Below are 21966 nucleotides of genomic sequence, written 5' to 3'. Positions count from 1 at the left end.
CGTCGCCGCCGATCGTAGACGCGGTTCCTGGGCCCGTCCTCAGAGGTCCAGGAACCCGCGCCGCGCCGCGCTCAGCGGGGGGACGTGACCGGTCAGCAGGTCCTCGCGCAGCGCCTCGGCGGCGGTGTCCGGCGGAGTGATCCGGCCCAGTTCGTCGAACAGCGGGGTCCGGCGGCGCAACCGGACCCCGGGGTGCTCGGGGTGTTCGAAGGTCCACTCCAGCAGCGTGTCCGGCCAGTCGCCGACGAGGCGGGACCGGGCGGCGTGCAACCCCTCGACGAGCGGCAGCAGCCCCTCGTCGGTGCGCCAGTGCTCCTCGAGCCGGCCGTGCGTGGCCAGGACCTGCCGCAGGTACGACCCGGCCTCCAGGGGACGCGGCAGCAGCGGCCGCACGTGGTCGGCGACGTCGACGTCGCCGCCGCGCAGCAGCGGGGTGACGTCCCCGCTGCGGTGCACCGTCACCAGGTCCACGGGCGGGCGGAGCTCACCGGGTGCGTCCCGGCGCACCGCCACGACGAGCCGTTCGGCGGAGCCCGTCCCGACGAGGGCCGCCGAGGTCGTGGTCCCGCGGCCCAAGGGGATGCGTCGCAACGGGTTCCCGTCGGCGTTGTGCGTCAGCGCCACGAGCTCCCCGCCGGTGGCGGCGTCGCCGTCGGCCCGCCAGCCGAAACCCCAGCGCGCCCCCTCCAGGCGGACCCCGTGCCGGTCCTGGCCGGTGGCCCACGGGTCCAGCCACGAGTGCGTCCCGCGGCCGTCCTCGGTCCGCACGGGCGGGCCCTCGGGGAGGGGTTCGGCGACGTCGAGCAGTTCCCCGCCCACGGCGGCCCCCCACGGGACGCGGAACCACGCGGTGCTCCACACGACCTCGTGCAGGTCGGCGCCGAGCGGTTCGAGGTGCCACGGTTCGGCGTCCAGGGCCAGGAGGAACCCGGTGTCCTCGGCCTGGGCGGCGCGGACCGGGGCCGGGACGGTCGTCAGGCGGGGGGTGCCGCCACGGGCGACGTGGAGCAGTTGGGCGGGGTGCAGACCCCACCCGGGCCGCCCGTCGACCGACCGCACGACGTCCTGCGCCGGGGGTGGCGGGGCGCACCAGACGCCACCCGGCCCGACGGCCGCCAGCCGCAGCCCGTGCGTCCAGACGGCGAGCTCGACACCGTCCGGGCCGATCCGCACCAGGGGCGCCTCGCCGTGGGGGTGGGTCCAGAACGCGGGGCCGTCGGGCAGCAGGCGCGGCGGCGGCCAGGGGGTCGGCACGGGTTCGGCCGGGACCTGCGGCCAGCTGACGACACGTTCGAGGCGTCCCGTCCGGTGGTCCAGCACGGCGGCCACCGGCTGCGTCTCGTCGAGCGCCCACAACCCCGAGTCCAGGCTCAGGAGGCGGGTGGGACGCAGCGGGCGCACCCGCCGATCCTGCCCCACCCCCAGGCCACGCCGGCCAGGGCGGCCGTGGCCGCCGCGGCCACGCCGGCCGCCCCCGCCGCGCCGACGTGGTCCACCACCTGACCGGCGACGGCCGACCCGGCGGCGACCCCCGCCGCCGACACCGAGGCCGACCAGGCGAAGGCGCTCGTGAGGCGTTGCGGTGCAGCCGCTGTGCGGATGGCGACGGCCGCTGCGACGACGACGGGCGGCACCGCGGCGCCGACGGCCGCGAGCACCGCCGCGAGCCCGACCACGGAGCCCCCGAGCACACCCGGCACGGCCAGTGGGGCCGCCGCGAGTGCGAGGACGACGGCGCTGCGGCCCACCCGGGGGTCGCCGACCCGCGTGAGGACCAGGCCGGCGAGGAGCCCGCCGGCGCTGGAGGCGCCGAACAGCACCGCCGCCTCCTGCGGCCGCGCCGCGGTGACCGCGAGCGGCAGCGCGCCGAAGTGCACTCCCAGACAGGCGGTCACGGCCAGCGGCAGCCCGAGTCCACGCGGGGGACCCCCACCCCGCCGTGGCCTCCGGGCCGGGCGACCCCCGGCGGGAGGTGCCGAACCCCGCAGCAGCGCCAGCACCACCGATCCGGACGCGACGAGCGCAGCGGCTCCCGCCAGCGCGGCCGCCGGCCGCCCGGAGGACGCCAGCCACGCGGCGAGGACCGGTCCGAGCAGGAACGCCGTCGAGTTCGCGACGGCCTCCCAGGCGAACGCGCGGGACAGACCCGTCGCGGGGGTCAGGCGGTGTGCCCACCGGGCGGCGGAGTACGCGCCGAGCTGGGGCAGGGTCGCCCCGACGGCCGCGCCGGCCGGCAGGAGGAGCGCCGCGGGAGCGGTGGGGGGCAGCAGGACCACGACGGCGAGCAGGACGGCGGCGTGGGCGAGCGCCAGCCCGGGCAGGACCCGGGGCTGGCCGAACCGGTCGACGAGGCGCGCGGTCTGGGGACCGGCGAGGGCTTCGGCGACCGCGAGACCGGCGGTCGCCAGCCCGGCCGAGGACCAGGAACCCGTGCGGTCGTGGACGCACCACAGCAGCGCCAGGGGAGTCGCGGCGAGTCCGACCCGTCCCCACGCGGCCGCGGCGAAGAACGCCGTGAGCACGGCGAGACCTTCCGGCAGGGGCGGACCGGCCTGGGGGCCGGACGTTTGCCCGCGAGCCTAACGCGCCGTCCCGACGGGTGGCGAGGTGACGCAGCGCAGCCGGTCCCGCAGGGGCCCCCCTTCTGAACTCGGCGTCCGTGGGCGCGAGGGGGTCAGTTCGTCGCGCATCGTGCCGATGAACACTCCGATGCGGTCCCACGGAAGGGATCGCCGGGAAACACCGTGGACGGAACCAGTGCTGAACGAGGCGTGGCGCAGCCACCACCCCGGGGGGAGCCCCGACTCCACCGCCGGGGTCGACGCCGCGTTGCTGCACCACGCCGCGGCCGCGGACGAACCCGTCCTCGTCGTGTCCCGTCCGCACGACCCCCCCGCGCGGGAGATCGCCCGCGTCCGCTGGGCCAACGCCGCCGCCTCGGACCTGTTCGGGGTCGACGCCGGCCACCTCGTCGACGTCGCCGTCACCCGCCTGCTGCGGACCGGTCCCGACGCCGAACGCCTCTCGCGCGAACGACGGACCCGCTACGCCGTCGACGTCGTGACGGCCGGCGGCGACCTGCGCCGCACCGAGGTCGTCGCCTGGCCCGTCCCCGAACGTCCTGGTCCCGGCCTCGGGGCCGTGGCCCGCGCGGGGACGACCGAGCACTACTGGGTGCTGTCGCTGGCGCTGCCGGAGGACGAGAAGGCCCACGCCGCGGTCCGGGCCGCCGAGGAACGCTTCGCGACGCTCGCGCAGAGCTCTCCCGTGCCCACGATCGTCTCCGACGTCGGCGCCCGGCTCTCGCGCGTCAACGACGCCTTCGCCGAACTCCTCGGCCTGCCCGCCGAGGAGTTGTGCGGCACCGGCTGGCTGACCCACGTCGTGGACGACGAACGGACCGGGGTCGTCGAGGCCATCGCCACGGTGCTCTCCGGCGAACGCGTCACCCTCGACACCCGCCTGCGCACGGCCGCCGGCCAGGTCCGCTGGGTGACCGTGCGCCTGGCCCCGAGCCGGACCCCCGGGTACGGGGCGGGTTTCATCGGCACGGTCGAGGACGTCACGGACCGGCTGGCCCGCGAGCACCGCCTCGCCTACCAGGCACAGCACGACCTGCTGACCGGGCTGCCGAACCGGCTCGCACTCCTGGAACGGCTCTCGGACCTGCTGGCGCTGCCCGGCCGCGCGCCCGGGCAGGGCACGAACGTCGGTGTCCTCATGGTCGACCTCGACGACTTCAAGACCGTCAACGACGGCCTGGGACCCGAGGCCGGGGACGCCGTCCTCGTCGAGGTCGCCCGCCGGCTGGCCCGCACGGTGCGCGCCGGGGACATGGTCGCCCGGCCCGGCGGGGACGAGTTCGTCCTCGTCTGCGCCGACCTCGGCGACCTCGACGCGGTGCAGGCCACGGCCCGGCGCGTCCTGGACGCCGTGCTCGCCCCCGTCGAGGTCAACGGGTTGCGGCTGCGCCTCGTCGCCAGCATCGGGGTGGTGCTGCTGGAGGGGCTGACGTGCAGCGCCGAGGAGGTCGTCCGGGATGCCGGCATCGCCGTCCACGAGGCGAAGGCCGCCGGCGGCGGGCGGTGGACCCTGCTCGACGAGGAGGTCCGCACCCGGGCCCGGCGCGCCCTGCGCCTGGTCGCCGACCTGCGCGAGGCCCTCGCCCGCGGCGGCGTCGACGTGCACTACCAGCCCGTCGTGCGGCCCGGCCGTCCCGCGCAGCTGCGCAGCGTCGAGGCGCTGTGCCGGTGGACGCACCCCGAGCTCGGGCCGGTGCGGCCGGACGTCTTCATCGAACTGGCCGAACGGGCCAACCTCGTGCCGGCCCTCGACGCGCACGTCCTGGAGGTCGCCTGCCGCGACCTCGCCGCCTGGCGCGCCGAGCAGGCCGCCGGGGTGCTGCCGACGAGCCCGGAGCACGTGGCGGTCAACGTCTCCGCCGTCAGCCTGGCCGCCGAGGGGTTCGCCGCGGGGGTGCGCCGCGCCGTGGCCGCGGCGGGTCTGCAGCTGTCCGACCTGTGCCTGGAGGTCACCGAGACCGCCCTGGCCAGCGACCTGCGCGCGTGCCGGGAGGTGCTGGAGGAACTGCGGGCCGACGGGGTGCGCGTGGCCATCGACGACTTCGGCACGGGCTACTCCTCGCTGGCCTACCTCAAGGACCTGCCCGTCGACCACCTCAAGGTCGACCGGTCCTTCGTGCGGGACCTGCGCTCCACCGACGGGCCGGCCCGCGCCGTCGCCGCCGCCGTCGTCTCCCTGGCCCGGACCCTGGGGCTGGGCGTCGTCGCCGAGGGCGTCGAGACGTTCGAGCAGGACCAGGTCATCAGCGAGCTCGGGTGCGAGGCCGTCCAGGGCTACCTGTACTCCCGACCGCTGCCGCGCGAGGCGCTCGTCGAGGTGTTGCGGCGCGGGGGCGAGCTCGTGCCCGCCGCCGCCCCCACGTCGACGGTCCTGAAGGGGGTGCCCGCGTGAGCACCGCGTCCGGCGCGAGCGGCGTCACCGCCACCTCGACGTCCCCGCCCGGGGCCGTCGAGGTCCTCGGCCGCATCTCCGCGGCCCTCGACGACCTGCCCGCCCACCGGCCCGTGGCGGCCCGCGTCGTGGCCGAGGCCGACGACCAGGCCTCGGACGCCGCCTCCCTGGGCCGCACCCTCGGGTTCGACCCGGCGCTGCTGGCGAAGGTGTTGCGGCTGGCCAACTCCGCCTACTTCGGCCTGTCGGGCCGCGTCTCCCGACCCGCCTTCGCCGTCACCGTCGTCGGGTTCTCCACGGTGCGCAGCCTCGCGGTCTCCGCGATGGCCGGCCTCGACGACGTCCCCGAGGCGCTCGCCGGCTTCTGGGACCGCAGCGTGCTCACCGCCGTCGCCGCCGCCGAGTTCGCCCCGCGTCTCGGCTGCGCTGCGCCGGAGGCGTTCTCCGTCGGGCTGCTGGCCCGGCTCGGGCAGGCCCTGCTCGTGCGGTGCGACCCCGTGGAGTACCCGCGCATGATCGCGGAGTCGGCCGACCGCGAGGAACTCCTCGCGGCGGAGAACCGCCGCTACGGCGCCACCCACACCCGGGTCTCGGCCGAGGCGCTCGCGGCCTGGGCCTTCCCCGAGGACCTGGCGCACGCGCTCTCGCAGGTCGACCGGCCCGGCTGGGCGACGCCGCTCGCGACGTGCGTGCGGCTCGGCCTGGAGCTGTCCGAACGCGCCACCGATCCCGCGCGGGCACCGCAGCCGGCCGAGCAGTTGTCGGCCGGTCACGTGCGCGACGCCGAGCTGGACGCCGTGCGGGCGGGGGTCACCCGCACCGCCGCCGAGCTCGTGCAGCTGCTGACCTCGTGACCCCGGACCCCCACCGGTCCCGGCCGCTCGGCCGGGGGCGGGGTGCGGGGGGATGGTGTTGGATGGCACTCGTGTGCGAGGCGACCCCGGCGGCGGAGATCACCCTGCCCGACGAGGAGCACTCGGCGCGTCGAGCGCGCGCCTTCCTGTCCGAGGCCTACTGCGCCGCCCACCACGCGCGCGTCCTCGACGAGGCGCAACTGCTCGTCTCCGAACTCGTCACCAACGCCGTCCGCCACGGCGGGCCACCGGTGCGCGTCCGCGTCTCCTGCGACGGGGAGGGGCCCGGGCTGCACGTCGCGGTCTCCGACGGCAACCCGCACCCGCCCGTGCGGCGCGACGCCGCCCCGGAGGCCGAGGGCGGACGCGGTGTGGCCCTCGTCGACATCATCTCCGACCGCTGGGGCGTGGAGCACGACGAGAACGGCAAGACCGTGTGGTTCGTGATCTCGTGAGCGGTGCGACGACGCTGCGTCTCGCGCGCGCCGACGACGCCCCCGCGGTGGCGTCCCTGCTGCGGGAGAACTGGCCGTTCCTGGCCCCCTACGAACCCGAACGGGACGAGTCGTACTTCACGAGCGAGGGGCAGGGCGACCTGCTGCGGACCGCGCTCGCCGAGCACGAGGCGGGGCGCGTGGCGCCCTACGTCATCGAGCACGACGGGGAACTCGTCGGGCGGTTGACCCTGTCGGGGATCGTGCGGGGGCCGTTCCAGTCCGCCGACGTCGGGTACTTCGTGGCCGAGGCCGTCAACGGTCGCGGGGTCGCGACCCACGCCGTGGCCGCGCTCGTGGACCTCGCGTTCACCGCAGAGCCGGCCGGGCTGGGGTTGCACCGGTTGCAGGCCGGAACCCTGCTCTCGAACTCCGCCTCGCAGGCGGTGCTGCAGCGCAACGGGTTCGAGCGCATCGGGGTGGCACGCCGGTACCTGCGGATCGCGGGACGCTGGCAGGACCACGTCCTCTACCAGCGCACCGCCCCGAACTGACCGACCCGCGGGAACCCACCGTTGCGGGAACTCACCGCTCCTGAGCCGTCATGTCGCCCGTGCCGGGAACCCCGTCGCGCAGCCCGTAGCGCAGGAACACCGATCCCTGCGGTCCGGCGTCCGGGGGTGTGAGCAGAGTGAGGTTCGAGGGCACCGCGCCGCCGTCGAACACCTTCTTGCCCTGCCCCAGGAGGAGGGGGTGCAACCACAGGTGCAGTTCGTCGAACAGCCTCTCCCGCAACAGGGTCTGGACGAGGTTGAGGCTGCCGACGACCTTGACGCGGTCGTGCCGTTCCCGCACCTCGCGCACGGCGGCGGGCAGGTCCGGACCGAGCTGCACCGAACCGGTCCACGACAGGTCCGGCCGGCCGCGGGAGGCGACGTACTTCGGGACGCGGTTGAAGAGCGCGGCGATCGAGTCGTCGGGGCCGCCCTGCTGGTGGGGCCAGTACGCGCTGAAGATCTCGTGCGTGCGGCGGCCCAGCAGCAGGGCGTCGGTGCCCTCGTAGGAGGCCTGCACCTGCCGGCCGGTGTGCTCGTCCACGAGCGGGGCCTGCCACCCGCTGAAGGCGAACCCGACGGGGTCCTCGTCGGGGCCGCCCGGGCCCTGGCCCACGAGGTCGAGGGTGGCGAACAGTTCGAGGTGGATCTGGCCCACGGTGTCCTCCTGCTGGTGCCTGCGCTGGGTCACGGGTCTCGTCGGTGGGTGGACCCGCGCCACCGTCGGGATTCAGCGGTGGTCGGCGATGCGGTGCACGAGGTCGCCCCAGCCGGCCGCCAGCCGGTCCAGCGGAGGCGCGCCGGGGGAGCCGTCGGGACCGTCCCCCTCGAGGTGGTGGCGCAGGGGCGCCTCGAGCGCGGCGTGCAGCTGGAACGCCAGGACCTCCCCGTCCCCGCCGACGCCGGCGGCCTGCAGCAGGACGCGCAGGTGGAGGCGGCTGAAGTCCCCGGGCGCCCCGGAGGCCGTGGCCCGCGCCCGCGCCTCGCGCAGCAGGCCCGCGAGGCGGGCGGTGAAGCGCAGGCGTTCGTGGCCGAAGGCGACGAGCCGCTCCACCGGGTCCGCGCCCGGCCCCAGGGGCGGGGGACCGGCGAGACAGGCGCCCTGGAACTCGCGTTCGTGCTCGTCGAGGAGGGCGGCGAAGAGCCCTGCGCGCGAACCGAACCGGCGGAACACCGTGCCCTTGCCCAGCCCGGCGGCCTCCGCCAGGGCGTCCATGCTCAGGCCCTGGGGACCGACCTCGTCCAGGAGGCGGCGGGCGGTGCACAGGAGCAGCTCGCGGTTGCGGGAGGCGTCGGCGCGGGCGGGCAGACCCCCCTCGCCCAGCCGGGCCAGCATCCGTGCCACCCGCGCAGCCTAGGTGACCACGACGGTGCTTGAAGCCGGGACAAGATACGGACTACAGTCCGTTTCAGCGGCCCGTCCGGGTCCGCCCCCGTCTTCCCGAGGAGTTCTCCGTGACCGACGTCCTGGTCCTGGTCGGCAGCCTGCGCGCCGCCTCCACGAACCGCCAGATCGCCGAGACCGCCGTGGCCCTGGCCCCGGAGGGTGTCGAGCTGACCATCCACGAGGGCCTCGCCGACCTGCCCTTCTACAACGAGGACGTCGACGTCGAGGGTTCCGTCCCCCAGGCCGCGGTCGACTTCCGCGCCGCCGTCGGCGCCGCCGACGCCATCCTCGTCGTCACCCCCGAGCACAACGGCACCGTCCCGGCCGTGCTGAAGAACGCCATCGACTGGGCCTCCCGCCCCTACGGCGCCAGCCCCCTCAACGGCACCCCGCTCGTCGTCGTCGGCTCCGCCTTCGGCCAGTTCGGCGGCGTCTGGGCCCAGGACGACGCCCGCAAGGCCCTCGGCATCGCCGGCGCGAACGTCCTGTCCGACGTCACCTTCGCCATCCCCGGTTCGGTCGTCCGCTTCGCCGAGACGCACCCGAAGGACGACGCCGAGGTCGTGGAGAAGCTCACCGCGGTCCTCGACGGCCTCGTGGCCGCCACCAAGGCCGCCTGAACCCCGGCCGCCTGAACCCCACAGCACCACCCCCGGTCGACACCGGGACACGCGACTCCAGTCGCGCGGTCCCGGTGCCGATCACCGGGGGAGCGGGGGCACCGGGTCCGCGCGCGGGAGGGACGTTCGCCGTGGTCGGTCACTGGCGGGACCTGCGGGTCGCGGCCAAGCTCGCCGTCGGCTTCGGCCTGGTCGGTGCCCTGCTCGTGCTGGTCGCCGGGGTGGGACTGCACCGCCTCGCCCAGGCCCAGGACCACCTGGAGTTCCTCGCGACGTCGGGACTGGCCGCCGTCGACGCGGTCGACAAGGTCGACACCGCCTTCGTCGTGGCCCGCGCCGACCTCGGCGACACCGCCCTGACCCCGGACGCGGCCGGCACCGCCGCCGCCCGGCAACGCCTGCAGGCCGACGACGCAGCCCTGGACGCCGCGTGGGCCCGCTACCTGCAGACCGGCCCCGCCTCCAGCCCCGCCCAGCGCGAGGCCGTGACGCAGGCCCTGGCCGAGTACCGGACGGCCGCCACCTCCCTGCTGCCGCTCGCCACCGCCGACCGGCTCGACGCCTTCGTGCAGCAGCGCGCCACTGCGGCCGACCCCGCCGCCGGCCGGGTCCGCGCGGCGCTCGCGGACCTCGACGAGGTCGAGACGGCCGCCTCGCAGGCGATCGCGGCCGACGGGCAGGCCGCCTACCGGACCGCCGTGGCCGTCCTCGTGGGGACGGTCCTGCTGGCCCTCGTCCTGGCCGCCGTGACGGCGGTCCTCACCGCACGCTCCATCGCCCGGCCCCTCGGCCGGGCGGTGCACGTCATGGAGGGGCTCGCCGTGGGCCGTCTCGACCGGCGCGTCGGCCACGTGAGTCGCGACGAGGTCGGACGGCTGTCCGTGGCGACGGACGCCTCCCTCGACGCCCTGTCCGCCACGATCGGCCGGATCGCCGACAACGCCCTCACCCTGGCCGCCTCCAGCGAGGAGCTGACGGCCGTCGCGACCCAGCTCTCCGGCGGCGCGGAGGAGTCGGCCGTGCAGGCCCAGGTCGTCTCGGCCGCCACGGAGGAGATCTCCACCTCGATCGCCACGGTCGCCGCGGCCGGTGAGGAGATGACGTCGGCCATCCACGAGATCGCGTCCGCGACCGCGTCCGCCTCGCAGACCGCCGCGGGCGCGGTGGCCGCGGCCCACGGGGCCGGCGAGACGCTGGCGCGCCTGGCGACCTCGAGCCGCGAGATCGGTGACGTCGTCAAACTCATCACGGCCATCGCCGAGCAGACGAACCTGCTCGCGCTCAACGCCACGATCGAGGCGGCCCGGGCGGGGGAGACGGGCAAGGGGTTCGCCGTCGTCGCCGGCGAGGTGAAGGAACTGGCCCAGCAGACCGCCCGGGCGACCGAGCAGATCGTCGCCCGCGTGGCCGCCACCCAGACCGACGCGGACGCCGCCGCGCGCGCGGTCGAGGGGATCGCCGAGGTCATCCTGCGCGTCGACGCGCTGCAGTCCACGATCGCCGCGGCGGTGGAGGAGCAGTCGGCCACGACGGCCGAGATGGTCCGCAACGTGACCGAGGTCGCGGCCGGCAGCCAGGAGATCGCCCTGAACACCACGGGGATCGCGACCGCCGCCGCCCAGACCACCGCCGGTGCCGGGCACACCGCGACGACCGCCGGCGAGGTGGCGCGGTCCGCAGCGGAACTGAACTCGCTCGTCGCCCAGTTCCGCCGCTGAGGTCACGCCTCCGGTGACGTGACCGGGACCATCGCCGAGGCGCCCTTGTCCCAGATGCGCGCGTTGCGGCCCGGACCGAGCGCTGCGAGGTCGCGGCGCACCTCGAGGAACGTGCGGCCCGGGTCCGCCAGCCGGTGCTCCCCGCGTTCCTCGAACGCGTCCCCGTCGAGGCAGTACGCCACCTGGTCGAGGGAGTTCAACGCGCGGATCGTCACGAGCCGGTCCACCAGGACGGCGCCGGGATCTTCGGCGTCGGGGTGCAGACCGGCGGCCGCGGCGAGGAACTCCGCCCCGTAGCCGTCGTCGGTGAACGTCCAGTCGCAGGGGCGGCCGTCGCCGTGGTCGGTGACGAGCCCGAAGCTCTGCCCGTACCGCAGCAGGTTCGCCGACCAGGCCACGGCGCCCGACGGCAGGTCGGTCTCCTGGTACCCGCTGACGCTGTACCGCTGCAGGGGATGGCTGATCGGCAGGGCCACGGCCGCAGCCTACGCGTCGACCTCCTGCGCGACCGGGCAGGTGGCGACGACGAGTTCCAGCCGGGAGCGGGCCGACTCCAGGACGACGCGTTCGGCGACGGTCGCCGGGCGCAGGTCCTCCAGGGTCGTCAGCAACCCGGCGCACAGGGTCGGGTCCTCCCGGACGAAGGCCGCGTGGACGTGCGCCAGCCCCATGACGAACGCGGCGTGCCGGCGGGCCTCGATGGCCAGCAGGTCCTCCTGGGTCAGCGACAGGCCGAGGAAGCGCCGGACGCACGTCCGGGCGTAGTGGACGAACCGGCCGTCCCGGGCGACGACGAGCGCCGCCCCGTCCGTGACGGGGTGCGCACAGCCGGGCGCCTGGCACCAGCCGGCCTCGCGCGTGAACCCGACGACGCAGGCCCCGGTGACGGCGGAGGTGAACATGCCTTGGTGGTCGGCCCGCGGCGACCCGGGCTGGATGGGCCGCCCGGGCGACGGGCCCCCGACGCCACGCGGCGCCGGTCAGGAGATCGCGCGCCGCGCTGCCCCCTGCACCGCCGGGAGGACGACCTGGCCGTACGCGCTCAGCGTCTGGTCCTTGCCGTCGTGCTGCAGGTAGAGGGCGAACTGGTCGACGCCGAGGTCGGCCAGTTCGGTGAGCCGTTCGACGTGCGCCTGAGCGGGACCGAGCAGGCAGAACCGGTCGACGATGCCGTCGGGGACGAAGGCCGCGTGGGAGTTCCCGGCCCGGCCGTGCTCGTTGTAGTCGTACCCGGCCCGGTCCTTCACGTAGTCGGTGAGGGCCTGGGGGATCGTCGAGTCCGTCCCGTACCGCTCGACGAGGTCGGCGACGTGGTTGCCCACCATCCCGCCGAACCAGCGGCACTGCTCGCGCTGGTGGGCCATCGACTCCGCGTCGGCGTCCCCCACGTACGCGGGTGCGGCCACGCAGAACCGCACCGACGCCGGGTCGCGGCCGGCACGTTCGGCCGCCTCCCGCACCGTGCCGATGGTCCACGCCGCGATGTCCGGGTCGGCCAGCTGCAGGATGAACCCGTCGGCGACCTCGCCCGTGAGCTGCAACGCCTTCGGCCCGTACGCGGCGACCCACACCTCGGTCTGGCGGCCCGGGCCGTGGTCGGTCGCCCACGGCAGCTGCACCGTCTGCCCGCGGTGCTCGACGGGCCGGCCGTTGGCCAGTTCGCGGATGACGTGCACGGATTCGCGCAGCGTCGCCAGCGTCGTCGGCTTGCCGGACAGGGTGCGGACCGCGGAGTCGCCGCGGCCGATGCCGCAGACCGTCCGCGGGCCGAACATCTCGTTGAGCGTCGCGTACGTGGAGGCCGTGACCGACCACTCCCGGGTGGCGGGGTTGGTCACCATCGGGCCCACGACGACCTTGCGGGTCGCCTGCAGGATCGCGGAGTGGATGACGTAGGGCTCCTGCCAGAGCACGTGGGAGTCGAACGTCCACACGTGCGAGAACCCGTAGGTCTCGGCCACGCGGGCGAGTTCCACCACGCGCGAGGACGGCGGGGTGGTCTGCAGGACGACACCGAAGTCCACGGGTCGACCTCCCTTCAGCGCAGGTACTGGGACAGGCCGCGGCGGACGAACCGGCCGTGCGTGGGGGACCCGAGCCAGGTCCCGCGGTCCACGACCGTCCGTCCCCGGGACAGGACGGTCCGCACCCCGCCGGTGAGCTCGAAACCCTCGAAGGCCGAGTAGTCGATGTTCATGTGGTGGGTCTGCGCCGAGATGCGCGTCGTCGCCGTCGGGTCGTAGACGACGACGTCCGCGTCCGAACCGGGCGCGATCGTCCCCTTCTGCGGGTACATGCCGAACATCCGCGCCGGGGTGGTGGCGCACGTCTCGACCCAGCGCTGCAGGGACAGGTGCCCGTCGACGACGCCCTGGTGGACGAGGTCGAGGCGGTGCTCGACCCCGCCCATCCCGTTGGGGATCTTGGAGAAGTCACCCCGTCCGAGCTGCTTCTGGTCGTTGAAGCAGAAGGGGCAGTGGTCGGTGGACACGACCGCGAGGTCGTCGGTCCGCAGACCCTGCCACAGGTCGGCCGCGTGCCGCTCGTGCTTCGAGCGCAACGGCGTCGAACAGGCGTACTTCGCCCCCTCGAAGCTCCCCGGTCCGCCCGCGCCGAGGTGGTCCTCGAGCGTCAGGTACAGGTACTGCGGACAGGTCTCGGCGAACACGTTCGCCCCGGTCGTCCGTTCGGCCGCGATGCGGGCCAGGGCCTGGGAGGCCGAGACGTGCACGACGTACAGCGGGGTTCCACCGGCGACCTTGGCGAGGGCGATCGCGCGGTTCACGGCCTCGGCCTCGAGTTCGGCCGGGCGGGTCAGCCCGTGGAAGACGGGGTCGGTGTTCCCGGCCGCGAGGGCCTGCTGGACGAGGACGTCGATGGCGATGCCGTTCTCGGCGTGCATCATGACCGTCGCGCCGTTGCCGCTCGCGCGCTGCATGGCCCGCAGGACCTGGCCGTCGTCGGAGTAGAACACCCCGGGGTAGGCCATGAACAGCTTGAAGCTGGTGACGCCCTCGTGCGCGACGAGCGAGTCCATCGCCTTCAGCGACTCCTCGTCGACCCCGCCGAGGATCATGTGGAACCCGTAGTCGATCGCGCTGTTCCCCGCGGCCTTGGCGTGCCAGGTCTCCAGGGCGTGCTCGACGACCTCGCCCGTGCGCTGGACGACGAAGTCGACGATCGTCGTCGTGCCGCCGAACGCGGCGGCCCGCGTGCCGGTCTCGAACGTGTCGCTGGCCTCGGTGCCGCCGAACGGCATCTCCAGGTGCGTGTGCACGTCGACCCCGCCGGGCAGCACGTAGCAGCCGGTGGCGTCGATGCGCTCGTCGACGACCATCCCGGCCACCAGGTCGGAACCGGGCGTGAGGAGGGCCACGACGCGTTCGCCGTCGATGAGCACGTCCGTCGGGGTGGCGGCCGTGCTGGAGACCAGGGTGCCACCGGTGACGAGGGTGGTGCTCACGGCCGCACCAGGTCGCCGTAGGAGTCCGGCCGGCGGTCCCGGTAGAACTGCCAGTCGGTGCGCGCCTGCCGGATGAGGTCGAGGTCCAGGTCGCGGACCAGCAGTTCGGGGTCGGTGCTGCTCGCCTTCTCGCCGACGAAGTTCCCCATCGGATCGGCGATGTAGCTGGTCCCGTAGAACGGCACGGCGTCGTCGCCGAACTCGCCGGTCTCGGCGCCCACCCGGTTCGGCACGGCCACGAAGTAGCCGTTCGCGGCGGCCGCGGTCGGCTGCTCGAGTTCCCACAGGCGGTTGGACAGGGAGGGCTTGGAGGCGTTGGGGTTGAAGACGATCTCGGCGCCGGCCAGCCCGAGGGCGCGCCACCCCTCGGGGAAGTGCCGGTCGTAGCAGATGTAGACGCCCACCCGCCCCACGGACGTCTCGAACACGGGGTATCCGAGGTTTCCCGGGCGGAAGTAGAACTTCTCCCAGAACCGGTCCAGGTGGGGGATGTGGTGCTTGCGGTACTTGCCGAGGTACCGGCCGTCGGAGTCGACGACCGCCGCCGTGTTGTAGAGGACGCCGGGCTGCTCCTCCTCGTAGACCGGCAGCACCATGACCATCCCGAGTTCGGCGGCCAGCGCCTGGAACCGCGCGACCGTCGGACCGGGGACGCTCTCGGCGTAGGCGTAGTAGGCGCTGTCCTGGGTGATGCCGAAGTAGGGCCCGTAGAACAGCTCCTGGAAGCAGACGATCCCCGCGCCTGCGGCGGCGGCGTCGCGCGCGTACTGCTCGTGCGCCGCGAGCATGCTGTCCTTGTCGCCCGTCCAGGCTGCCTGCACGAGGGCCACACGTACCGTGGTCATCTCCGGTGCTCCCTTCCCTGCGGTCCGGCGGTGCGCCGGTGGGACCCGAGCCTTCCGCGGCGGGGCCCGGGTCGCAAGGACGTCAGCGTGCAGGTCGACCTGGCTAGGGTGTGCACGTGCACAGTCCGGGAAACACCCCCGCAACGGCCGCCGGGTCCGCGACGGTCCGGTCGGCGCTGCTGGAACTCCTGGGGGACGTGGACGCGCTCGCGACCCGGTTCGTGGCGCAGGTGCGGGAGGTGGTGCCCTACTCCGACGGCGCCGTCGAGGTGGACCGGCTGCAGAGCGACGCGGTCGACACGTACGAACGGGTGTTCCGCCGGCTGGTCGACCTGCCCGTCCCGGAGCGGCTCGTGGAGGCCTCGCGGGAGCTGGGGCGCACCAGGGCGCACCTCGACGTGCCCCTGGCCGCCGTGACGGCGGGGACCCGCCTGCACTTCCGGATCGTGTGGGAGGTGCTCGCCGAACGGCTGGCCCCTGAGGGCCTCGCGGCCGCCGTCACGCTGCCGGTGCAGGTCTGGCAGGCGGTGGAGGAGCACTCGACGGACGTCCAGGTCGGCTACCACGAGGCGGCGACGGCGCTGGCGTACGCCCGTGAGCGCGACCGGCACCGCATCGTCGACACGTTCCTGGAGTCCGACGGCCGCGACGGGACGCTGTTGTCGGGGGCTGCGGCCGTGCTGGGGATGGACGTCGAGGCGGACGTCGTGTGCGCCGTCGTCCCGGCCGGCGTCGCGGTCCCCGGCGTCGGGCGCAGGACCGGGTTGCACGTCCACCCCTGGCGGGGCGGGGCCGTCCTGCTGGCGACGGAGGACAGCGCCCTGCGCGACGTCGTCTGCGGGGTCGGCCCCCTCGCGCGGGGACTGGCCCGGGTGCCGCGCGCGGTGCGGGTGGCGGAGGCCGTGGCGGCGGTGCTCCCGTCCGGGGCGACCGGTCCGGTGCGCCCGCCGGACGTGGCCCTGGCGCTGGCGGCGCGTGCTCTGGGGCCGTTGCGGGCCGACGTCGCCGGCGACGTGCTGAGCCAGGTGCTCGCCCTGCCGGCGCCGGAACGGGACCGGTTGCTGGAGACGTTCGACGTCTACTGCGCGACGGGTTCCGTGGCCGCGACGGCCGAGCGGTCGTTCTGCCACCGGAACACCGTGCTGAACCGGCTGCGCCGCCTCGGCGAGTGCACGGGACTCGACGTCACGGTTCCCGCCCAGAACGCGGTGCTCCTGCTGGCCGTGACGGCCTGGCGGGCGGGTCCGCCCGACGCGGGGCGGGCTCAGTCGGAGGCGTCGGCGGCGCGCCGGTGGGCGGCCACGGCCTCGTAGTGCGTGACGGCCCACGTCGAGAGGGCCATGACGACGTCGAGCAGGCTGCGGCCCAACGGGGTCAGGGCGTACTCCACGCGCGGCGGGACCTCGGCGTAGGCGGTGCGGGTGACGAGCCCGTCCCGGGCCAGCTGCCGCAGGGTCAACGTCAGCATCCGCTGGGAGATGCCGGGCACGACCGCGTGCAGTTCGGTGTACCGCCGTGGACCGTCCCGCAGGGTCCCGACGACCAGCACGGTCCACTTGTCCCCGATCCGGTCGAGGACCTCGCGGATGAACCCGCTCTCCTGCGGCCAGCCGGCGCACACGCCCGGTTCCGGCGCCGGCAGGCCCTGCCCGGAAACCTCTGGCACCACGCGTCCCACCCCCTCCACGAACACCCGTGTGCCCTTCTCGCGCACACGGATGTGCCTTTTGTAGACCCCGTCGAACGGGTCCACCATCGCCTTACGCACACCGTGTGCGTGACCACACCGATGGTAGGTCGCCATGTCTCCCACCCCTCCCGGCCCTCGTTCCCGCTCCCCGTTGCGGGTGGACGTGTGGACCGACCTCAGCTGTCCGTGGTGCTACGTCGGGGAGCACCGCCTGGTCCAGGCGGTGACGCCGCCGACATCGACGCGGACGTCGTGCTGCACTCCTTCGAACTCCATCCCGAGTGGCCCCGCGGGACCTCCGAGCCGGTGCTGGACGTCGCGACCCGCGTCCACGGCGTCCGCCCCGAGCGAGCGCGGGCGGTGGAGGAGGAGATGACCCGCCGGGCCGCCGCGGAAGGGCTGCCCTTCGTCGTGGACCGCCCGGCCGGCAACACCTTCGACGTGCACCGGGTGCTGCAGCTGGCTCACCGCAGCGGCGTCGGGACCGCGTTCTTCACCGACCTGCAGACCGAGTGCTTCGCGGGGCACGTCGACCCCTTCGACTCCGCGCAGGTGGTGGCCGTGGCGACGCGCCACGGCCTCCCCGAGGACGACACGCGGCGGGTCCTGGCCTCCGGGGAGTTCACCCAGGAGGTCCACGCCGACCGGGCCCGGGCCCGCGCCTTGGGGATCACCGGGGTGCCGTTCGCCGTGGTCGGAGGCCGCCTGGCGGTCGCCGGCGCGCAGAGCGTCGAGACGTACTCCCAGGTCCTGGCCCGCGCTGCCGCGGAGGTGAGTGCCTGACCACCCCGCGCCGGGGCCCGGCGCACCGCCTCCCGGAACCGCCCTCCCGCGGCTCCGCCCCCACCACCACCCGACCCGCTCCAGAAGGAACCCGCACCGTGCGCGCACTGCAGATCACCGAGTACGGCGACAACAGCGTCCTGACGATCGCCGACGTCACCCTCCCGCACCCCACCGGCAGCCAGGTCCTCGTGACCGTCGAGGCCGCCGCCCTCAACCCCCTCGACGCGGCCCTGCGGTCCGGGTACGCCCAGGCGTTGATGCCGCTGCAGTTCCCCGCCACCCTCGGCGGTGACGTCGCCGGGGTCGTGGCCGCCGTCGGGCCCGACGTCACCGGGTTCTCCGTCGGCGACCGCGTCTACGGCAACGCCTACACCCTGCTCGGCGGCAGCGGGGCGATCGCCGAGCAGGCCCTCGTCCAGGCCCGCAACCTCGCCGCCGTCCCCGAGGGCCTGAGTTCCGTCGACGCCGCCTCGATGCCGGTGGCCGGCACCACCGCCGTCGAGGCGGTCGACCACAACCTCCACCTGCAGGCCGGTCAGAAGGTCTACATCAGCGGCGGGTCGGGCGCCGTCGGTTCGGCGGCCATCCAGGTCGCCAAGCACCTCGGCGCCCACGTCGCCACCACCGCCAGCGGTGACGGGGTCGACCTCGTCCGGGGACTCGGGGCGGACGAGGTGTTCGACCACACCACCGACGACTTCTCCGAGCACCTGCGCGAGTTCGACGCCGTCCTGGACGCCGTCGGGGGAGCCTCCCTGGAGAAGTCGTACGGGATCCTCCGGCGCGGCGGAACCCTGGTGACCGTCATCGGGGAACTGGACCAGGCCGCGGGGGAGGAGAGGGGCCTCACGCTCGTCCGCCAGGCCGCGCAGTCCGAGGAGGTCCTGCGCGAACTCACCGGCTACCTCGCCGCCGGTGTGATCACCCCGCGGGTGGGCGCCACGTTCCCGTTGGAGGAGGCCGCGGCCGCGTTCACCGCCCTGGAGACCCGCAGCGTGCGCGGCAAGGTCGTCATCTCCCTGCTGTCCTGACCGGCGGGTCGGGGGCGACGGCCCCCTGGGGGGATCGTTGGAGCGGCGTGCCGGTAGGTCCGGTGCTTCGTGACGACGACCCGGACGGCGGCCGACCGGTGCGGGAAGGCCGGTCGACCGCGAGGGGCCCGGTGACGACGGTGGGACCAGGCACGGGACCGGGCACGGGAACGGCTCCGCGGTCGTGGTGACGACGTCCGTGCCGGTCCCACACCCGGTCCGACGTGGGACCGGGTCTGGGACCAGGCGTGGCGTCGCGGGTGCGGGCGTCGTCCGGGGGTGGGTGAACCCCTTGTCCCGCCGTTCCCACGGGGGCAGGGTGGGGTTCACGACCGATGCGGAGGAACCTGTGGGCAGACTCGTCTACGCGGCGAACACCTCACTCGACGGCTACCTCGAGGACGCCACCGGTGCGTTCGACTGGTCGGTGCCGGACGAGGAGGTCCACGCGTTCTGGAACGACCACGAACGCCACGTCGGGACGTCGCTCTACGGGCGGCGGATGTACGAGACGATGCGCGTCTGGGAGGACGACGACTGGCTCGAGGGCGAACCCGCCGTCGTGCGCGAGTACGCCGACGTCTGGCGCGACGCCGACAAGGTCGTGTTCTCCTCGACCCTGCAGCAGGTGAGCACGGCGCGGACGACGCTGGAACGGCGTTTCGACCCCGCCGCCGTCCGCGCCCTCAAGGAGTCCACCGACCGCGACCTCAGCATCGGGGGTGCGACCATCGCGGCCGAGGCGTTCCGGCACGGGCTGGTCGACGACTGCGTCCTGCTGGTCTGCCCCGTCACCGTCGGCGGCGGCAAACCTGCGATGCCGCCGGGTCTGCGCGTCGACCTCGAGCTCCTGGCGGAACGACGGTTCGCCGGGGGAGCGGTCCTCCTGCGGTACGTCGTGCGCGTTCCCTGACGGCACCGTCAGGCGGAGGAACCGCTCGCCCCGACCGGACGCCCGGCCGCGTCCTGAACGGTCAGGGGAGTTCGAAGGGGGAACCGCCGGCGGCGAGCAGCGCGTCGACCCGGGCCGGGGACAGGACGTGGTCCCGGACGAGGTAGCTCGCGCCGACGGTTCCCGACCGGGACCGGAACCCCGTCGGCACGATGCGCAGGTGCCGGGTGGCCAGGGGGTGCGAGCGTTGGTAGACGGTTTCGCGCACCCCGGCCATCAGGTGGTCCCCGCTGACGCTGAGGAGACCCCCGAGGACGATCACCTCGGGGTTCAGCAGGCTGGTGGCGAAGGCGACGGCCTCCCCCAGGATCCGACCCGCGGCGCGCAGGCGGGTCACGGCCTGGACCTCGCCCAGCGTCACCTGGCGGGCCACGTCCCGCGCGTCGTGCATGTCCGGTCGCCGGGCGTCCCGCAGGTCCCGGGCCAGGGCCCACCCACCGACGAGGGACTCCAGGCACCCGAGGTTCCCGCACCGGCACTGCGGGTCGCCGTACCCCCCGACGTGAGCGTGGCCGATGTCGCCCGCGCCCCCCTGGGCGCCGCGGTTCACGGCTCCGTCGACCACCATGCCGCTGCCCACACCCGTGCCGATCTTGACGTAGAACAGGTGCGAGACGTGCGGCCAGAAGCGGTGGTGCTCCGCCACCGTCTGGACGTTCACGTCGTTGTCGACGACGACGGGGACGCCCCAGGCGCGGCGGAGGTGGTCGCGGACGTCGAAGCCGTCCCAGCCCGACATGATCGACCAGCCCGTCACCTTCCCCGCGGCGGAGTCGACGGGGGCGGGCACCCCCAGACCGATGCCCACGACGGGGGCGTCGTCCAGCCCGTCCTCGTGCAGGACCTGCCGGGCCGCCTCGGAGATCCTGTCCAGCAGCGGTTCCGGTCCGTCGTCCAGGCGCAGCGCCAGGACGCTCTCGCCGAGCACCGTCGTCTCGAGGTCGGTGACGGCGACCCGGGTCCGCTCCTCGCCGATGTCGACGCTCACGACGAGCCCGGCGCGGGGGTTCAGGCCCAGGCTGCGGGACGGGCGGCCCCCGGAGGCGACGAGGTCGTCCTCCTCGCGGACCAGGCCGCAGGCCAGCAGGGGTTCGAGGCGCTGGGTCGTCGTCGACCGGGACAACCCCAGGGCTTCCGCCAGGGCGGTGCGGGTGCGGGCGCGTCCGGACGTGATGAGGTCGAGCGCCTGCCCGGGACCGTCGTCGCCGGACGTGCGCCCGGGAGCCGGTGACATGGGGACCCTTCCGGTCGGTGGACGAGCCCCGAGCGTGCTCCCCCTTACGTCGATTGTCAAGCAGAAGTCGGCTTCTAGCCGTTGACAACCGACGTAAGCAACGGGCACTCTCCTGCCGTCGGCCACAGCGCGCGGTGGCGGCACCCGGTCACCGACGACCGCGGGATCTGCGCCCACAGGAGGAATCGATGAAGATCGTCCGCACCCGCCCCACCGTCGCCTTCGGTGTCGCCGTGCTGGCCGCGGCCAGCCTGGCCGCCTGCGGTTCCGGCAGCACAGGTTCCACCGGCGGCGGTGACGACAAGATCGCCGTGTCCCTCATCACCAAGGACTCGCAGAACCCGTTCTTCGTCGCGATGCAGAAGGGCGCCAAGGCCGAGGCCGCGAAGGACGGCATCGACCTGACGGTCGGGGCGGGGAAGGAGGACGGTGACGAGCAGGGTCAGGTGCAGTTGATCGAGAACGCGATCGCGGCCGGGCAGAAGGGCATCCTCATCACGCCCAACGGCCCCGGGATCAACGCCGCCCTCAAGAAGGCGCGCGACGCGGGGCTCTACGTCATCGCCCTGGACACCCCGCCGGACCCGGCCGACACCGTCGACATCACGTTCGCGACGGACAACTTCAAGGCCGGCAAGATGATCGGGGAGTGGGCGAAGGGTCAGCTCGGCGGCAAGCCGGCGACCATCGCGCTCCTCGACGCCTTCAACGACAAGGTCGTCACGGTCGACTACAACCGTGACCAGGGCTTCCTCACCGGCATGGGCATCGACACCAAGGACCCCAAGAAGAACGGGGACGAGGACAAGACCGGCACGTACGACGGTGGTGACTACACGATCGTCTGCAACGAGCCGACCGGCGGCGCCGAGGACGGCGGCCGCACGGCCATGGAGAACTGCCTGACGAAGAACCCGAACATCAACGTGGTGTACACGATCAACGAACCGGCCGCCTCCGGAGCGGACAACGCCCTCAAGGCCGCGGGGAACACCGGCGCCATCATCGTCTCGGTCGACGGCGGCTGCGACGGCGTGAAGGAGGTCACCGACGGGGTGATCGGCGCCACCGCGCAGCAGTACCCGCTGAAGATGGCCGAACTGGGCGTGAAGGCGATCGCGGACTACGCCAAGAACGGGACGAAGCCGTCGACGAGCCCGGGACTGGACTTCTACGACACCGGGGTGCAGCTGGTGACGGACAAGCCGGTGAGCGGGGTGGAGTCGATCACCTCCACCGAGGGCGCGAAGATCTGCTGGGGCTGACATGGCGACGACAAGTGCACCGGTGAGTGCGGCCGCAGAACTCGCCAACCGTCGGCGGACGCCGGTGCAGCGGGTGCAGCACGTGCTGCACGCCTATCCGGCGGTGTCGCCGGCGATCATCCTGGTGATCGCGGTGGTGGTGTTCACCGCGTTGAACCC

The 21966-nt window shown here is 74.3% G+C and carries 22 protein-coding genes; 11 read left to right on the top strand and 11 right to left on the bottom strand.

From position 1 onward, the window contains the following. Positions 1-39 precede the first annotated feature (39 nt). Together AB0637_RS14105 and AB0637_RS14100 are read right to left on the bottom strand one after the other, a co-directional pair. Complete coding sequence (locus AB0637_RS14105) at positions 40-1401, bottom strand: hypothetical protein (protein WP_366173045.1); 1362 nt, start codon at positions 1399-1401, stop codon at positions 40-42. Next, the gene (locus AB0637_RS14100; protein WP_366173043.1) at positions 1371-2522 is read right to left on the bottom strand and encodes an MFS transporter; all 1152 of its coding nucleotides are present in this window, start codon (positions 2520-2522) and stop codon (positions 1371-1373) included. The genes AB0637_RS14105 and AB0637_RS14100 overlap by 31 nt, the downstream gene beginning before the upstream one ends. A 235-nt stretch (positions 2523-2757) precedes the next feature. Here AB0637_RS14100 and AB0637_RS14095 point away from each other — a divergent pair, with 235 nt between their 5' ends. The 4 genes from AB0637_RS14095 to AB0637_RS14080 all read left to right on the top strand — a co-directional run bounded on the left by AB0637_RS14095 (position 2758) and on the right by AB0637_RS14080 (position 6816). Further along, entirely contained in the window at positions 2758-4974 is a 2217-nt protein-coding gene (locus AB0637_RS14095; RefSeq protein ID WP_366173042.1) for an EAL domain-containing protein, read from the top strand. Continuing rightward, a complete protein-coding gene (locus tag AB0637_RS14090; RefSeq protein WP_366173041.1) occupies positions 4971-5828 on the top strand; it encodes an HDOD domain-containing protein in 858 nt (285 codons plus the stop codon). Before AB0637_RS14095 ends, AB0637_RS14090 begins: the two co-directional genes overlap by 4 nt. 62 nt (positions 5829-5890) lie before the next feature. Then, on the top strand, positions 5891-6283 hold the full coding sequence (locus tag AB0637_RS14085; protein ID WP_366173039.1) for an ATP-binding protein: 393 nt from the start codon (positions 5891-5893) through the stop codon (positions 6281-6283). Further along, the gene (locus AB0637_RS14080; RefSeq protein ID WP_366173038.1) at positions 6280-6816 is read left to right on the top strand and encodes a GNAT family protein; all 537 of its coding nucleotides are present in this window, start codon (positions 6280-6282) and stop codon (positions 6814-6816) included. Before AB0637_RS14085 ends, AB0637_RS14080 begins: the two co-directional genes overlap by 4 nt. A gap of 31 nt (positions 6817-6847) precedes the next feature. On the opposite strand, the gene AB0637_RS14075 is transcribed toward AB0637_RS14080, so the two are convergent. Further along, positions 6848-7474, bottom strand: a complete 627-nt coding sequence (locus AB0637_RS14075) for a dihydrofolate reductase family protein (RefSeq protein ID WP_366173132.1) — start codon at positions 7472-7474, stop codon at positions 6848-6850. A gap of 72 nt (positions 7475-7546) precedes the next feature. Then, positions 7547-8152: a helix-turn-helix domain-containing protein gene (locus AB0637_RS14070; protein ID WP_366173131.1), complete on the bottom strand. Its 606-nt coding sequence runs from the start codon at positions 8150-8152 to the stop codon at positions 7547-7549. A gap of 119 nt (positions 8153-8271) precedes the next feature. Between AB0637_RS14070 and AB0637_RS14065 the strand changes: the two genes are divergently transcribed. Further along, entirely contained in the window at positions 8272-8823 is a 552-nt protein-coding gene (locus tag AB0637_RS14065) for an NAD(P)H-dependent oxidoreductase (protein WP_366173037.1), read from the top strand. A gap of 131 nt (positions 8824-8954) precedes the next feature. Further along, positions 8955-10541 (top strand): methyl-accepting chemotaxis protein, encoded by a 1587-nt coding sequence (locus AB0637_RS14060; protein WP_366173036.1) that lies wholly within the window; start codon positions 8955-8957, stop codon positions 10539-10541. A gap of 2 nt (positions 10542-10543) precedes the next feature. Here the strand turns inward: AB0637_RS14060 and AB0637_RS14055 are convergent, their stop codons facing one another. The 5 genes from AB0637_RS14055 to AB0637_RS14035 all read right to left on the bottom strand — a co-directional run bounded on the left by AB0637_RS14055 (position 10544) and on the right by AB0637_RS14035 (position 14849). After that, the gene (locus AB0637_RS14055) at positions 10544-11017 is read right to left on the bottom strand and encodes a hypothetical protein (RefSeq protein ID WP_366173035.1); all 474 of its coding nucleotides are present in this window, start codon (positions 11015-11017) and stop codon (positions 10544-10546) included. Positions 11018-11026: 9 nt separating this feature from the next. Further along, positions 11027-11443 carry a hypothetical protein gene (locus AB0637_RS14050; protein ID WP_366173034.1) on the bottom strand — a complete coding sequence of 139 codons (417 nt, stop codon included), beginning with the start codon at positions 11441-11443 and terminating at the stop codon, positions 11027-11029. A gap of 78 nt (positions 11444-11521) precedes the next feature. Continuing rightward, the gene (locus tag AB0637_RS14045) at positions 11522-12565 is read right to left on the bottom strand and encodes a TIGR03842 family LLM class F420-dependent oxidoreductase (RefSeq protein ID WP_366173033.1); all 1044 of its coding nucleotides are present in this window, start codon (positions 12563-12565) and stop codon (positions 11522-11524) included. Between the two features lie 14 nt (positions 12566-12579). Next, positions 12580-14004 carry a dihydropyrimidinase gene (hydA, locus tag AB0637_RS14040; protein ID WP_366173032.1) on the bottom strand — a complete coding sequence of 475 codons (1425 nt, stop codon included), beginning with the start codon at positions 14002-14004 and terminating at the stop codon, positions 12580-12582. Beyond that, positions 14001-14849, bottom strand: coding sequence for a nitrilase-related carbon-nitrogen hydrolase (locus AB0637_RS14035; protein WP_366173031.1), 849 nt, complete (start codon positions 14847-14849; stop codon positions 14001-14003). The genes hydA and AB0637_RS14035 overlap by 4 nt, the downstream gene beginning before the upstream one ends. A gap of 116 nt (positions 14850-14965) precedes the next feature. On the opposite strand from AB0637_RS14035, the gene AB0637_RS14030 reads away from it, so the two are divergent. Beyond that, positions 14966-16162, top strand: coding sequence for a helix-turn-helix domain-containing protein (locus tag AB0637_RS14030; protein WP_366173030.1), 1197 nt, complete (start codon positions 14966-14968; stop codon positions 16160-16162). Here the strand turns inward: AB0637_RS14030 and AB0637_RS14025 are convergent. Then, a complete protein-coding gene (locus tag AB0637_RS14025) occupies positions 16114-16470 on the bottom strand; it encodes a helix-turn-helix domain-containing protein (protein ID WP_366173130.1) in 357 nt (118 codons plus the stop codon). The genes AB0637_RS14030 and AB0637_RS14025 overlap by 49 nt on opposite strands. 321 nt (positions 16471-16791) lie before the next feature. Here AB0637_RS14025 and AB0637_RS14020 point away from each other — a divergent pair, with 321 nt between their 5' ends. The 3 genes from AB0637_RS14020 (at position 16792) to AB0637_RS14010 (ending at position 19269) form a co-directional block, all read left to right on the top strand. Continuing rightward, a complete protein-coding gene (locus tag AB0637_RS14020) occupies positions 16792-17322 on the top strand; it encodes a DsbA family protein (RefSeq protein ID WP_366173029.1) in 531 nt (176 codons plus the stop codon). A 98-nt stretch (positions 17323-17420) separates the two neighbouring features. Beyond that, on the top strand, positions 17421-18356 hold the full coding sequence (locus tag AB0637_RS14015; protein ID WP_366173028.1) for an NADP-dependent oxidoreductase: 936 nt from the start codon (positions 17421-17423) through the stop codon (positions 18354-18356). Positions 18357-18705: 349 nt separating this feature from the next. Beyond that, complete coding sequence (locus AB0637_RS14010) at positions 18706-19269, top strand: dihydrofolate reductase family protein (protein WP_366173027.1); 564 nt, start codon at positions 18706-18708, stop codon at positions 19267-19269. A 61-nt stretch (positions 19270-19330) separates the two neighbouring features. Here AB0637_RS14010 and AB0637_RS14005 read toward each other — a convergent pair whose 3' ends face one another. Beyond that, the gene (locus AB0637_RS14005) at positions 19331-20542 is read right to left on the bottom strand and encodes an ROK family transcriptional regulator (RefSeq protein ID WP_366173025.1); all 1212 of its coding nucleotides are present in this window, start codon (positions 20540-20542) and stop codon (positions 19331-19333) included. A 188-nt stretch (positions 20543-20730) separates the two neighbouring features. Between AB0637_RS14005 and AB0637_RS14000 the strand changes: the two genes are divergently transcribed. Beyond that, positions 20731-21807, top strand: coding sequence for a substrate-binding domain-containing protein (locus AB0637_RS14000; protein ID WP_366173024.1), 1077 nt, complete (start codon positions 20731-20733; stop codon positions 21805-21807). The last annotated feature ends 159 nt before the right edge of the window (positions 21808-21966 follow it).

The sequence above is a fragment of the Kineococcus sp. NPDC059986 genome (genome assembly GCF_040702905.1).
Taxonomy (GTDB): domain Bacteria; phylum Actinomycetota; class Actinomycetes; order Actinomycetales; family Kineococcaceae; genus Kineococcus.
This window is presented reverse-complemented; position numbering and strand designations above follow the sequence as displayed.